The 12,744-nt window shown below is 66.5% G+C and carries 18 protein-coding genes; 4 read left to right on the top strand and 14 right to left on the bottom strand.

What is annotated here, in order from left to right; all coding sequences use genetic code 11:
* Positions 1 to 2: 2 nt before the first annotated feature.
* The 14 genes from JK358_RS34295 to JK358_RS34230 are packed head-to-tail and all read right to left on the bottom strand — an operon-like array spanning position 3 to position 7,608.
* Positions 3 to 857, bottom strand: a complete 855-nt coding sequence (locus JK358_RS34295) for a DUF5131 family protein (RefSeq protein ID WP_201956101.1) — start codon at positions 855 to 857, stop codon at positions 3 to 5.
* Positions 857 to 1,342 carry a hypothetical protein gene (locus tag JK358_RS34290; RefSeq protein WP_201956100.1) on the bottom strand — a complete coding sequence of 162 codons (486 nt, stop codon included), beginning with the start codon at positions 1,340 to 1,342 and terminating at the stop codon, positions 857 to 859. Before JK358_RS34290 ends, JK358_RS34295 begins: the two co-directional genes overlap by 1 nt.
* Before the next feature lie 31 nt (positions 1,343 to 1,373).
* Entirely contained in the window at positions 1,374 to 3,488 is a 2,115-nt protein-coding gene (locus JK358_RS34285) for an AAA family ATPase (protein ID WP_201956099.1), read from the bottom strand.
* Positions 3,485 to 4,279 carry a hypothetical protein gene (locus tag JK358_RS34280; RefSeq protein ID WP_201956079.1) on the bottom strand — a complete coding sequence of 265 codons (795 nt, stop codon included), beginning with the start codon at positions 4,277 to 4,279 and terminating at the stop codon, positions 3,485 to 3,487. The genes JK358_RS34285 and JK358_RS34280 overlap by 4 nt, the downstream gene beginning before the upstream one ends.
* Complete coding sequence (locus JK358_RS34275; RefSeq protein ID WP_201956075.1) at positions 4,276 to 4,644, bottom strand: RbsD/FucU family protein; 369 nt, start codon at positions 4,642 to 4,644, stop codon at positions 4,276 to 4,278. Before JK358_RS34275 ends, JK358_RS34280 begins: the two co-directional genes overlap by 4 nt.
* Positions 4,641 to 4,994 carry a GIY-YIG nuclease family protein gene (locus JK358_RS34270; RefSeq protein ID WP_201956071.1) on the bottom strand — a complete coding sequence of 118 codons (354 nt, stop codon included), beginning with the start codon at positions 4,992 to 4,994 and terminating at the stop codon, positions 4,641 to 4,643. Before JK358_RS34270 ends, JK358_RS34275 begins: the two co-directional genes overlap by 4 nt.
* The gene (locus tag JK358_RS34265; protein ID WP_201956060.1) at positions 4,991 to 5,416 is read right to left on the bottom strand and encodes an RRQRL motif-containing zinc-binding protein; all 426 of its coding nucleotides are present in this window, start codon (positions 5,414 to 5,416) and stop codon (positions 4,991 to 4,993) included. Before JK358_RS34265 ends, JK358_RS34270 begins: the two co-directional genes overlap by 4 nt.
* Positions 5,413 to 5,919 carry a hypothetical protein gene (locus JK358_RS34260; protein WP_201956056.1) on the bottom strand — a complete coding sequence of 169 codons (507 nt, stop codon included), beginning with the start codon at positions 5,917 to 5,919 and terminating at the stop codon, positions 5,413 to 5,415. The genes JK358_RS34265 and JK358_RS34260 overlap by 4 nt, the downstream gene beginning before the upstream one ends.
* A complete protein-coding gene (locus JK358_RS34255; RefSeq protein ID WP_201956054.1) occupies positions 5,916 to 6,242 on the bottom strand; it encodes a hypothetical protein in 327 nt (108 codons plus the stop codon). The genes JK358_RS34260 and JK358_RS34255 overlap by 4 nt, the downstream gene beginning before the upstream one ends.
* A complete protein-coding gene (locus tag JK358_RS34250; RefSeq protein WP_201956052.1) occupies positions 6,239 to 6,493 on the bottom strand; it encodes a hypothetical protein in 255 nt (84 codons plus the stop codon). The genes JK358_RS34255 and JK358_RS34250 overlap by 4 nt, the downstream gene beginning before the upstream one ends.
* Positions 6,484 to 6,651 (bottom strand): hypothetical protein, encoded by a 168-nt coding sequence (locus JK358_RS34245; protein ID WP_201956050.1) that lies wholly within the window; start codon positions 6,649 to 6,651, stop codon positions 6,484 to 6,486. The genes JK358_RS34250 and JK358_RS34245 overlap by 10 nt, the downstream gene beginning before the upstream one ends.
* Positions 6,648 to 6,911 carry a hypothetical protein gene (locus tag JK358_RS34240; RefSeq protein ID WP_201956047.1) on the bottom strand — a complete coding sequence of 88 codons (264 nt, stop codon included), beginning with the start codon at positions 6,909 to 6,911 and terminating at the stop codon, positions 6,648 to 6,650. The genes JK358_RS34245 and JK358_RS34240 overlap by 4 nt, the downstream gene beginning before the upstream one ends.
* Positions 6,911 to 7,366 (bottom strand): hypothetical protein, encoded by a 456-nt coding sequence (locus tag JK358_RS34235; protein ID WP_201956046.1) that lies wholly within the window; start codon positions 7,364 to 7,366, stop codon positions 6,911 to 6,913. The genes JK358_RS34240 and JK358_RS34235 overlap by 1 nt, the downstream gene beginning before the upstream one ends.
* Complete coding sequence (locus JK358_RS34230) at positions 7,363 to 7,608, bottom strand: hypothetical protein (protein ID WP_201956043.1); 246 nt, start codon at positions 7,606 to 7,608, stop codon at positions 7,363 to 7,365. Before JK358_RS34230 ends, JK358_RS34235 begins: the two co-directional genes overlap by 4 nt.
* A gap of 390 nt (positions 7,609 to 7,998) precedes the next feature.
* Here JK358_RS34230 and JK358_RS34225 point away from each other — a divergent pair, with 390 nt between their 5' ends.
* The 4 genes from JK358_RS34225 (at position 7,999) to JK358_RS34210 (ending at position 12,494) form a co-directional block, all read left to right on the top strand.
* The gene (locus JK358_RS34225; RefSeq protein ID WP_232852404.1) at positions 7,999 to 8,976 is read left to right on the top strand and encodes a winged helix-turn-helix domain-containing protein; all 978 of its coding nucleotides are present in this window, start codon (positions 7,999 to 8,001) and stop codon (positions 8,974 to 8,976) included.
* A 4-nt stretch (positions 8,977 to 8,980) separates the two neighbouring features.
* Positions 8,981 to 9,532: a phosphotransferase-like protein gene (locus JK358_RS34220; RefSeq protein WP_201956039.1), complete on the top strand. Its 552-nt coding sequence runs from the start codon at positions 8,981 to 8,983 to the stop codon at positions 9,530 to 9,532.
* 89 nt (positions 9,533 to 9,621) lie between these two features.
* On the top strand, positions 9,622 to 10,233 hold the full coding sequence (locus JK358_RS34215) for a hypothetical protein (RefSeq protein ID WP_201956038.1): 612 nt from the start codon (positions 9,622 to 9,624) through the stop codon (positions 10,231 to 10,233).
* 1,535 nt (positions 10,234 to 11,768) lie between these two features.
* Positions 11,769 to 12,494, top strand: a complete 726-nt coding sequence (locus JK358_RS34210; RefSeq protein WP_201956035.1) for a hypothetical protein — start codon at positions 11,769 to 11,771, stop codon at positions 12,492 to 12,494.
* The last annotated feature ends 250 nt before the right edge of the window (positions 12,495 to 12,744 follow it).

Genomic DNA, 12,744 nt, shown 5'->3' with positions numbered 1-12,744 from the left:
GGTTACTGAGATACGGGCAGTTTCGGGGTGGGCATTTGATCCCAGCGGCGGCCGTCGAGTTCGCGGCCCGCGGTTTGGGGGGTGCGGCCACCCCATTGCTTGAAGAAGAACGGCACGCCAGCGGCAAGGGTCTGGTCGCGCAGGTCGCGCACCCAGTCCGCCTGGACGGGGCGGGCTTTGGGGCCGGATTCGCCGCCGACGATCACCCAGTCCAGCGCCGGCCGCGGCCGCCACTCCGCACACGGGCCACCGCAGGCGCACTCGAACCGGTCGGCGTCGTCGGGGCGGCGGCAGCCACACCCATCGGGGCAGCGGTCTCGGAACAGGAGCTTGTCGAGGTCGATCGGTCCCAGCAGCGGCTCACACGACAGGAACCGCAGGGCCGCCGGCACTTCCAGCAGGGCATCAACGCGATGAGTGACCGCGGCGTTCTCGATGGAGGTGCCGACCCACAGATTCCGGGGGAACACCAGCCCACGCGCGGCCAGGCGGCGGGCGCGGCCGGGGCGTTTGGTCAGTACCTGGTAGGTGTGCTGCGGGGTGTCGGCGATGACGTCGAACACGGCGCGGATGAAGTCCTCGGTCACCTTGCCGTGGAACAGATCCGACATGGAGTTGACGAACACCAGCCGGGGTTGACGCCACCGGTCGGGGATCCGCAGTGCCGCGTCGTGCATGGCGATCCCGAACCCGGGTCCGGAGGTGCGCGGGTCTCCGTCGGCCTGGTACTTGCTGGTGCCCATGGCCTGCAGGCGTTTGGCCATCGCCAGGGCGTAGCAGTGGTCGCAGCCGGTGCTGATGCGGTCGCAGCCGGTCACCGGGTTCCAGGTGACCTGGGTCCATTCGATCCCGGTCATCACGCGCCCCCGCCCTGGGTGCTGGTGCGCCGGGCTTCGTGGTCGCTGCGGCGCACGGCCAGGCAGGTGACCGCGGCCCGGATCCGGGTGCCGGCGTCGCGGATGGTGTTGGTGAGCATGCGGATCGACTCGATCGGCCCGGGGCGGCCGGCGGCGTGCCACCAGCCGAATCCGACGATCGCCAGGCCGTAGACCAGCAGCGGCCCGGGGACGGGGAACACCGCGATGACGGTCAGGAACACGAGAGTGGCGATGAGGCCGGGTGCCCAGATCCGCAGGCTGTCACGGATACTGGTGGCCTTCTTGACGTGTGGGGTGATCTTCTGGCCGACGATGCCGCCGTCGGGGACGACGGGGACGAGCTGGGCGGCCAGGCATGCGGCTTCGCTGCCTTCCAGGTCGGAGGCCAGCTGCGAGAGCCGGGCCGCGATGAGCGGGTTGGTTTCGGGGTTGATCTGTTCGCCGTGGAATTCGGGATTGGTCATGGCAGAGTTGTTCCTTTGCAAAACAAGGGGTTCAGTGAGTGGGCCGCCGTTTGGGCAGCTCGATGACCGGTGCGATCGGTGCCAGGTCGGGTTCGCGCATCGCCGCCAGACCGGGCAGGGGCCGCAGCATGGCCAGCTGGTCGTCGTCGAGCGGGGCGACGTGGCCGTAGCGGGCGCGGCCGCCGGAGACCCACACGATGTCGCCGCGTTCGAACAGCCGCAGTTTCGTGGGTGAGACCAGGAACTGTTCGGAGGCTTGGACATTGCCTTCGTCGCCGGCCCCGGCGCCGTTGATCAGCTTGCGCGAGAGCTCGAACCGGCGGCCGGTGCCGAAGGTCTCGCACAACTTGCTGCCGCGTTCCTGCCGTCCCAGGATCGCCCCGCCGGCGCCCGCGGCGACCAGAGATTCACGCTGGTCGTCGTCGGCTCCGAGCCCGTTCCAGTCCTGCGCGATCCACAGAGTGCCGATGTGGGCCTTGCGCATCCGCATCACCCACGCGTCGGCGCGGGTGCGGCCGTTGGACACCGCGGAGAACTCGTCCACCGCGAGCAGCGCCTCACGGCCGTGGTCGACGTCGGCCAGCTGCTCCAGCAGGTACCCGATCGCCCCGAACTGGGCGCGGGCGCGGTCGGGTTGGGTCGCGCCGTCCAGCACGCAGTACAGGACGTCGAAGTCGGTGATGGCGTGCTCGCCGTCGAACGCATCCCCCAGCGCGCGGAACAGGTTGCCGAATTCCATTCGGGCGCTGTCCATCACGGGCTGTTTGCCGTTCAATGCTGCCTGAATCTCACGGTCCACACCGGGCACTCCGGTCCAGGGTTTGGTGGATTTCGGGTCCGGGTCGTAGACCCCGCCCCACAGCTGGGCCAGGTAGGCGGGATCGAAGCGGGCCAGGAACTCGATCACGTCCCCGGGCGGGTTCTCCCCGATCGGTTCGCCGTCGATCACCTGCGCCGGCGCGTGGGTGATGAGGTTGATCAGGCCGACGCGGATCTCGTAGAAGTACTTTTCGGTGTCCGTGGACGGGACGGTGCCGCCGGAGACCATCGCGTTCAGCACCCCACGCAGGTGATCGCGCGGCAGCCCGAACACCTTCAGCTGCACATCGCGCGGGAACTCGCCGATGCGCTCGGCGGGCACGCCCAGTCCGAGGAACCAGCGCTTGACCCGCGCGGACAAACCGATCGAATCGGGGCCGCCGTTACAGTCGATCACCACGACCATGGGGCGGCCGGGGCGGCGCGGGTTCCACCACTGCCGGTGCCGCAGCCACGCCACCACGTACCAGCTCAGCAGCAGCCGCAGCATGAGCGTGGACTTACCGGCGCCAGAGTTGGCGACCAGCACCATGTGCTCACGCAACTTGATCCACGGCACCACCAGCAACGTGCGGGTCCGCTGGAACAACGCCTGCAACCGCGACCGGGGTGGGGCCGCGTGCTCCTCGCGCGCCAGGCGCCCGAACACGATGTGCGGGTTGAGCCCACCGGAGGTGAACGGCAGCCGATATCGAGACAGCCGGGCGGCGGCGCGCTGCTGACGCTGGGCATAGGCCCACATCGCGCGTTCGGTGCGCGCGGGGTCGGGGAATCCGTTGGTGAACAACCGGGTCAGATGTGAGGCGTAGGCCAGGGCCGCGACGATCCAGGCCGCGGGCACGATCACGATGCCCATGACTGCCAGCCCGTAGCCGTAGCGGCCGTCGAGGAACATCGTTGCGCCGGAAACGAACTGGGAACCTGGTGTGACGGGGTCCAGGCCGTGGGTGAGGGTCGACAGGCCGGGCAGCGCGAGCAGGGATGCGAGAGCCCAGTTGCGCAGGCGGGCGACCTGCCAGCCCAGGAACCACGCGGCGGCGCTCATGCCCATGGCCAGCACCAGCAGCGCGCCCAAGACCGATCCGGCGACGATCAGGACATGCCCGACATCGCCCCAGCTCCACTGCTCCGGAATGGGCAGCAGCCCACCGAAGATCGCGTCTTTCGGGCCGTCACCGAACAACGGGCCTGGGTCCGGAGCCTCGCCGGTCGGGGCCGGTGCCGTGGTCGCCGGCGGCGCGGTGGGGTCGGGAGTGGTTGTGGCACAGTCGGTTTGGAACGGGTAGCAGGTGTTGTCGTCCTCGAATTGGATTTGTGTGCGGTTCATCGGTTCACCGCCTGACCGGACTCGGGACCGCCGGTGATCACGCGCAGCCCGCCGCGGGCGGGGGTGCCGGCCTTGGCGGCGGCCCGCGCGGCAGCGCGTTCGGCGGCCTGCTCGGCGGCTTGCTTCTCGGCGGCTTCGAGCATGGCGTCGAGGTCGGCGACCACGAATTTGCAGTCGGTGGACAGCTGCAGGCCCCGGGCCGCGGTCTCCACGACGGTGCGGACGGCTTCGCCGCGGCAGTAGTAGACCAGCCCGTCGCATCCCGCGAGTCGCGCGGCTTCGTAGGCGCCGTGCACCGCCTCGCGGGCCTTGACGGGGTCCTTGGCTGTCAACTCCACTTCGACCGCCCAGAAACTGCCGTCGTCGGCGGTGTAGCGGCCGTCGTGGATGTGTGGGCGGCGCACGCCGCGGAAGCTCTGGCCGGCCTGCGAGTCGTAGCGGATGCGCCGCTCGCTGACCCAGTTCCCCACGGTCGGGCCGACCAGTGCCAGCCGGACGCGCAGCACGGTGAGCACGTGATCGGCCATCGTCGGGGTCGGTTTCCAGTACCGGCACGGGAATCCCTGTAGTTCTTCGGCCGATTTCGCGGTGCAGTACACCCACGTCATGCCGGGGATCGGTTTGACCGGGGTGTCGGCCATGAGCCCGGCGTTGCGCCAGCGCGCCACGATCCGGCGGGTGTTGGGGATGCTGGTGTCCAAGATGGTGGCGACCTGATCCAAGGGGGCGCCGTAGTGTTCGGCTACCACGGTCGCGCTGGTCATGTCGCGGATTCCGAGCCTGTAGCTCATCGGTCGAATTCCTCTCGCTCAGAAGTCATTTCGTGTGCCGCCGCGGCGGCGAAGGCGTTGGCCGCCCGCACACGCGGTGCGGGTGGGGCGGGCCGTTCCGGGCAGGCGCACGGATCCGGAAGCCGCTCACCGCATCCGAGCCACTGGCCTGGTTCCCGCCCGGGTGTCTTGATCTGCGGCGGTGCGGGCGCATCCACTCGCACCAGGCGGTCGGTATGCCCGAGCCGCCGTGCGGCGGCGGCCAGGTGCGGAATCTCGGTGATCGGGATCAGCACCGCTCCTTCGGTTTTCGCATCGTTTCGCCGGAAATTGGCCGCCTCCCCCACAGCCGGTGTGTCCGACTCCCGGTGGGTGTTCGCGCTCATCGCTCCCACCCCTGCCGGTCTTGGCCCTGGTCAGCGGCCGCCGCGGCGGCGAAGGCGTTCGTCGGGCGCGGGCGGTCGTGATCGCGGGTGTAGGAGCAGTCCGGGCACAGCCGGGCGGCGTTCTTGAACCCCTTCAGCTCCCGTTCCAGGGCGCGGCCGCCGTCCCACGTGCGGGCCAGATGCCAGCCGATGCCGTGCTCTTTGAGCACCTGCAGCAGCCTCGCGCCGCGGCCGTCCGCGTGGGCCTGCAGCCGGGCCTGCAAATCGCGGGTGGTGCCGATGTAATGGCCTGCGTGCCGGTACTTCTGGTCGAAGTGCAGCAGGTACACCTGCTCGTGCCGCTCGCTCATCGCTCCCACCCCCGCTCGGCGTCCAGGGCCTCGCGGGCCGCGGCGGCCGCGAACGCGTTCACCGGCCGCGCCGGCGGTTGCGGCGCGGTGTCCCAGCCGGGGTCGGTGTCGTGCTCGAACTCGGTCCGGTCGATGCCGTGCCGTTCCGCGGCGCGCAGCTGGCGTTCGCGGGTGGCCTTGGCCAGGGCCGTGCGGTGTGCGGCGGTGCACGGGCGTTTCGGGGCAGCCAGCCGTACGTCGTAGAGGTAGGTTGTCTTGCCCCACCGGCCCGGCGGCAGCGTGCCCGCGATGTCCTGGCCGTTGGTCCGCAGGCCCTGCGCGGCCAGCTGCCGCCGGGTCCGCAGATGCGCCGGAGCCATCCGCCACGGGTAAATCGGAATCCCACCCGCGGGCACCTCGTCCTGAGGGTCGGTGGTGGTCATGATCGGGCCACCTCCACCAGGGCGTACGCAGACCGGGCCGTGCGGGCGGTGCAGCCCAACTCCCCGGCGATCTCGCCCCACGAACGGCACTGCACCGCGCGCAGCTCGGCGACGCGCACCTGAAACTCGATGTCCTGCGGACGATTCCGGTTCCGGCGCCGCGGCCGCGACACCATCGGCTCGACCGTCACGGCTGGTACCGGGATGGGGTGTGCCGGTGCGGGAGTCGGCTTGGCTCGCAGGTAGCAGCCGCGACATTGGCTGCCGGTCTGCTGGCGCGCCCATCCCTCGGGCACCCGGCCCGGGGTAGCGTTCGGCACCATCCGTCGGCCACAGCCCCGGCACACCAGCACCTGCCGTGCCTGGGCAGTCTCCGGGCTGCCGAGCAATCCGAGCATCGCCAGCAGCTCCCGGCATTCACCGTGATCAGCGGCCCGGCCAGCGACCTGCAGTTGCGCGCGCCGGATCTGGTCGACTCCGAGTGCGACTGTGCGGCCGCTCATTTCGCGTCCCCGTCCTCAGTGACGCGCGGGCGGCGCCAGACGATCTCGCGGGATCGGAACGTCGGTGAGACCACCATCGCCGCCCCGTGCACGATGAACAGCCGGTGCCGACGCGGATAGAACCGCTGGCGCAGCCGCTCGCATCGCGCATCGACCTCGGACATCGCCGCGGCGAACGCATCGGCATCCGCACCGGTCAGCCCCCGGGCATTGGCGGCCCGCAGCCCTGCGAACGCGGCCTCGCGGGCGTCGTCGATCGCGGTCGCCTCGGTGATGAAGTCCGGCATGGCCCCGGGGCGCAGTGAGGTTTTCGGCATGATCATCGCCCCCGTTCCGGAACCGGTGACGGCGCAACGCAATCGGTGCGGACACCCACTTCGTCGGCGCGGCAGACGTTCGGCGACGGCACGTAGTCCTGCTGGTCGATCCATGCGGCCGTGCAGCCGGCCATCGCGACCAGCAGCGCGGCCGCGAGCACGATCAGGCGGATTCCCAAGGGCAGCAACGCCAGCCCGTGACCCAGGCCCCGCGCGACCGCGATATCAGTGCGGACAACCGGGCCGATCATCGCCATACCCCCCGACGCGGGCGGGTCGCGGCGCGTGCGAACCAGCGGATCAGCAGCACGGTCACCACCGCCGTGATGACCACGCTGAAAACGAACCCGGGCGCGATGATCACCGCGAACAATCCGGCGACCAGCATGAACAGGACGAATGTCAGGCGGTTCATCGCACACCGCCTGCGGCTTCGATCTCGTCTAGGGCGCGGTACAGCGCGGCCTTGGCCTCATCGATCTGGCCCTTGGACACCGCGATCCGCTGCCTGGCTGTGGTCCGGGCGGGGCCGGCCTGACCGGGCAGCGCCGAACCGACCGGAGACCAGTCGGAGTTCAACCAGTCGCGGGCCTCCGACAGCGAATTGCGTGCCGCGTTAACGGATTCCAGCGCCTTCAGGAAGATGTCAGCCTGAGTGGGCAGATTCGCGCTCATTACTCGTCCCCCTCAACGTCGTCACGGTCGATGTAGAGGTGGGAGAGTTCGGCGCTGGCCTTCTCCAGATGCTGAGCGAGATGGTTCATGTCGCAGGAGCCGTCGAACAGCCAGTTCCCCGCAGCGGCCGCGGCGGCGATCGCGCGTTCCTGGTCGTTGCGGGCAGCGTCATGGATCAGGCCGTCGTCGTCCTGCAGGTCGGCGGCCCAGTTCGCCAGTTGGGCAAGAGCCTGCATCGCACTGCGGGCCGATGTCATGAGGGCACCGACTGCCAGATAGACATCGGCGGGCTGCTCGCAGGCATCGCTGGTGCCTCGGGTCGCGTGGGCCAGGTAGCGCCACAGGTCATCGATCGCGTTCGCGGCGGCGATCATTGATTCGGGGGTGTGCGGGCCGTCGGTCGGCCACAGCATCTGCACCATGTCCGAGCGGTTGATCCTGCGCGGGTCGCTCATCGCGCCACCGCCTTCGACGATTCGGCCAGGAACTCGGCGTAGTCGTGCTGAGCCAGCACCAGCGGGAGCGCCTCCAGCAGATCGGCGGCGCTAGCCGGGGACAACACCACCCGGACACTGCCCACCCGGAATTCGACGTACGATGCGGTGCCGGGCGCCAGCTCACCCGAACTGCACGGCACGTACTTGACCGCGTGCAATTCACCGACGATGGCCGGGACGCTCGTGTGCGAAGGCAGCACGCACGTCGAATCCGATTGCTGGGTGGGATGCTCGGTGTCATGCGGCACAGCGAGGTCTACGCGGTTCGGCGAGATCAGCCGGTGTGCTGCACGGAATTTCGATTGATCTTGCGAGTTAGCTAATCTGGACATACTTCAGGCACTCCTGATGCTTGAGGTGTGTGAAAACTGCTGAAGCGGCTGGAACCGCTTTGGCGAATCGGCTCCCCGGCAGCGCCAACTGCTGGGGAGTTTTCGCGTCACGCCCGGACGGCTGCGATCCTTGCTCGCCCCGAGCGTTCAGGCGTCCAATCTGAACGCCTTATCCGAACGTGTCTGACCTGGATATTCCGCCTCCAATCCGAGATTTCAATCACATCTGAACGCCTTCAAAGATATCAACTGATCGCCTTGATCATCAAGGTTTTCAACCTCTTTTCCTCGGTAAATGTGCAGCTAAATCGGCATGACGAGAAAGCATCGCAGCCAGGGCCTGGACGTCGGCCTGATAGATTCAAGGGCGGAGTGTCAGCGAACAGAAAGCGATCAGACCGGATGTCAGATCCGAACACGGCGGATGCTCGGTATCGCCAGATAGCCCACCAGCTCGAAAACGACATAGAGGCCGGCCGACTTCGCCCTGGACAACGCATCGCGTCCACTCGCGAGCTTGCCGCGCAGTTCGAAGTGTCGGTCGGGGCGATCAACGACGCCATGGAGCTGTTGATCAGCAAGGGGCTGGTTGTCAGCCGTTCGCGTTCTGGCAGATACGTTGCCCTCGACGCCGCGCCAATCGACAGGATCCGTGAGCGCCCGAAGCCACGCGCGGTACTTGTCGGCGGCTACGCCGGTTCCGGCAAAACCGAGTTCGGTCGGATCTTCGCCCGTGAAACCGGCTGGGCCATGCTGGACAAGGACACCCTGACCCGATCGGTGGTAGACGCCGCTCTCGTCGAACTGGGTTCCTCGATGCAGGATCGCGACAGCGATATCTACCGCAACTCGATCCGACCAGCGGAGTACGAGTGCCTTCAGGCAGCGATGCTCGAGAACATCGCGTGCGGTGTGAGCGTCGTTTGCACGGCTCCGTACCTCCGCGAGTTCAAGCAGCGATCATGGTTCGAGAGAACATCCGCAAGGCTGGAGGCGCTGGGTGCCGACATGTCCGTCATCTGGATCGAATGCGATATCGACTCAATGCACACGTACGTGAAGCGACGGGGCGCCATCCGTGACACCTGGAAACTCGGTCACTGGGCCGACTACCTGGCGCGCGATGTAGACGTGACGTTCCGACCGCCGTGGCCGCACACGGTCATATCGAATAATCAGGACAGCGAACCTCTTCAGGCACAGGCGAAGTCGTTCCTCCGAACGCTGTCCGAGTAGTCACATGCCTGCAGCAGTCATCCTCTACGGTCCACCAGCGGCTGGGAAAGACACGATCACCGCGGCCCTCATCGCCGAGGACTCCTCCTTCACCTTGTTTCGGCGGTTGAAGGTCGGAGGTGGACGTACCGACACCTACCGCATGGCAACTGCGGAAGAAGTTGCAGAGCTGTCGCGATCAGGCGAGATCCTCTGGCAGAACAGCAGATACGACGCCACCTATGTCGTCGATCGTCCAGAGCTTCGGATGCTGCTGAACTCCAACATGATTCCCGTCCTCCATCTCGGGCAGGCCGAAGCTATCGATGCACTCAGAGCGGCTGTGCCGGAAGTCCGATGGACGGTCGTCGAACTGTGGTGCACACGAGCCGTGGCCGAACAACGGATCCGCGACCGAAACACCAATGACACCACCGCACGTCTGGACGCCTGGGACGAAACCCTCCCACTCCGACCAGATCAGGTCGACCTACGAATCGATACCACTGACAGCTCGCCGGCGGAGTCAGCATCCAGGATTCGTCGTGCGTTGGAGACCTCATGCCGTTCGACGTAGTTGTTCCAGCCCTCACGATTCCAACAACGGCCGGCACCCCGGACCACTCCGCCACGCGGAGGTACGCCGCGCGAGCCGCAGCTACATGGGTGGACTACTTCATCCTGTCCGGCAGCACATCTCGCGGCGATCAGTACAGCCCAAACGACCGGGCCGCCGTCATCGACCTGTGGTTGGAAGAAGCCACACCCGATCGGCTTCTCGCTTGCTGCTGGGTGCCTGAAGACATAGAACATGCGGTAGCGCGTTCCATCACCCCGATGGCGGTCCTCACAGCGGCAAGCACGGCCGACAGCATCGCATTCCTCCGCGGCCTGCCGCGTGGCTCAACCATCTACAGCCACCCCATGTTCGGCGGTGCGACCTTCGATGCTGAGCTTGCTCAGCGTGCCCAGGCACTCGACATCGTTCCGGCAGGCGGAAAGCTCGCGAAGGTCACAGTGGACGAGATTCCAGCGATTCGCTCGGCAACGAACAGCCGATTCCGCCTGTGGGATGGCTCATCTCGGCACATAGCAGCGTCGCTCGCGGCTGGTGCCGCAGGCGTCGTTGCCACTCCGCTCAGCGCCTTCAGCACGGCCATGCCGGAGAAGGAGATCGGAACCATACAAGCCGTAGTCGATTCCATGCAGACGACGCTTGATGGGCTGCGTGATCGGAGCGCCCGCAGCGACTTCCTGATTCGTGAAGCGACCCTGTGACGAAGGTCTACCACCGCGACTAGCAGCAGTCGAAATTAGCTGCACTGCAGCGTGTTTGAATCGTTTCCATGACAGATTATCGACAAATGAACATCGTATTCGTGATGAACTCTTGAAACGTAGCCCGACTCAAATACGCACTCTGAACTGCCGTAATACCGGTCACCGGCACGTATTCGCCGCCCGACCACCGTCGCCCCGGCAGACCTACGAACCGGAAGGTCTCTCCCCTGTCCCTCTGGGCGGCCTGCCCCGCCGGCGAGGCGATGCCCTTCACACGGCCGCGAGGCCGTGAAGCTGTTCGGCCCGAAGCGCGCATGCCTGACTGGCTGTCTGTCCCTCCGGTATGGCCTGAGGGCGTCAGATCACGCCGCGGTTCTGGCCCGCCCCTTCGCCGTCAACGCAACGGACGCTCCCAAGCTGGCGGGCCAGGTTCCGGCGTGATAGCCCTCGGGAAGGCCATACCGGAGGGACAAACAGCCCGCGCGCCGGACCGCGCGAGCACCGCTCGCGGAACCACGGCACTCACCCCCGCCAACTCCACGCACCGAAACCGGCGGCCGCCATGCAATCGGCCACGCTCGAAGACTGTGGCGCCCACGGCAACCGACCGCCGGTCGCCGACGCGATAACCCTCGGCACACGAATCTGGCGATGCCAACCGCAGCGTCCGCGCTCGACGTGCCCAGCAAGCCGGAGGTGACCCAAGCTAGCGACGCTGGCAACAGCGTGGCACACCAAGGCCCCTCAGGGCCGACTGTGACACGCTAGCCCGTCGCGGAACCACCCACCCAACGCAACATCACCACCCGACGCAACCACGCACCCAGCTCGAACCACTCCCGGCACCCTCCCTGACCTGTCCTCTGGATGTAATGGAATTCCACCCCTCCCCTTCGCCATCTCATCGACTGTTCACGAAGTGGGCGATGAGATGGCGAAGGGGAGGGGTGGAATGGAGTGGAACGTTTACGCAGGTCAGGGAGGGTGCCGGGAGTGGTTCCTCATGCGAAAAAGTGTGATCATGGGGTACTCGTGATTCACCAGTGATTACACGCTTTTTCGCACCGCTGCACGGCCTTCTGAATCCGCGCTCCGCCGGTACGAGCCTCGATAGTCGTATGCCGATGCCCGCTCCCTCAGCGGCCGATTGTGTGCCACCTCCGGGACTGCATCAAGCACGAAGGCGCCTACGGTGTCGCTCCGCGATGGCCTACGGCCACCTTCGCGCTTGACCCAGTCCCTGCGGCGGCACAGCACGCTTTCGGAGGGAGCGGGCAAAGAAACGGTTACCTGATGCCAGCCGAAGTGGCGAACCTCGATCTCGCCCACTCCAGCGTTTCCCGTCCGGGGCATCCGCGGCCGAAACGACGTGGCCCGCTGGGACGATGATGACCGTACGGGGACGGCTGCCGCCACCCGCACCGAGACCGAAAGGCGTCGCACAGGTGACACCGCCAGCACCACCGCCCGGCCGAACCCGTCGGGCCCTAGCTTGGATACGAGGGCATTGGATCCGATGCATCGCAGGGCTTTTGGGCGTCGCAGCAATCGCGACCCTGGCCACCTTTCTCGTCAGAAGCCGGTGGGAAGTTGGCTCAAAGGCCGAGTGGGTTGCCGGCCTAGGCGCTCTGTCCGCTGTCGTTGTCGCGTTGTGGCAGACAATCAGGATTCAAAAGCAGGCCGCCGAGGATGCGCAGGAGGCTGCAACCAGGCTTCGCCAAGAGCTAGACGCTGCAACCGACCGCATGAACACCCAGCTTCAACAGACACGCGAACTGCATGCAGCTGAGCTGGATTCGGCGAGGGCATTGGCCCGGGTGCAGCGTATCCATCTGTGGGAGCAGGAACAGAAGCAAGCCATCACGCAGGTTGTCCGAGCTATGCATCAGTTCAGCGATACCGTCCCTGAACTTTGGCAGATGGCGGTCGATATAAGCGCCCTACCGACTCGTGAGGAGAGGGGCAGGGCATTCCGCCCAATCGACAAGAAGATCGGCCAAGCAGCCAAAAAGTTCTCAATTGAAGCCGACATGGCCGCATTGATCATCGACGACCCGCAGGTACTCGACACCCTTCGGGATCTCGGCCTAGCGCTTGAGAGCACGGTAGTGCAAACACTCGCGGTTCGCGAAAAGGTCGAGGCCGGACAAACGCCGAACATCCCACAGCTTATGGCGCAGCAGGAAGCTATGTTTAGGGCCGCCACAAGCGCCCTGCATACTGCTTCAATCCGATTGCGAACTGGATTGGACGCCTAGCCACAACGGTCTCCCATTGGATGCTTCCCACCCCCGCCCTCGCCGTCCGCAAGTCGTCCGCAGCAGCGCCAGGAACCATCCGCAAGATCCAACGTGACCAAGCCTCAACCGCGCAGTTGAAGGCACGAATCCAACAGGATCAGCAATTTTCAAAAACGGACAATCCGGGTTGTTCTGTCGTTCGCATCGAGAAGGTCAGGGGTTCGATTCCCCTTAGCTCCACTTCACGGCGAAGCCGCCGGTCATCGAC

Origin of the sequence: Nocardia acididurans (assembly GCF_016741815.1) — a bacterium.
In the GTDB taxonomy this organism is placed as follows: Bacteria; Actinomycetota; Actinomycetes; order Mycobacteriales; family Mycobacteriaceae; genus Nocardia; species Nocardia acididurans.
The sequence above is the reverse complement of the archived record's forward strand: the minus strand, read 5'-3'. Positions and strand labels throughout refer to the sequence as shown.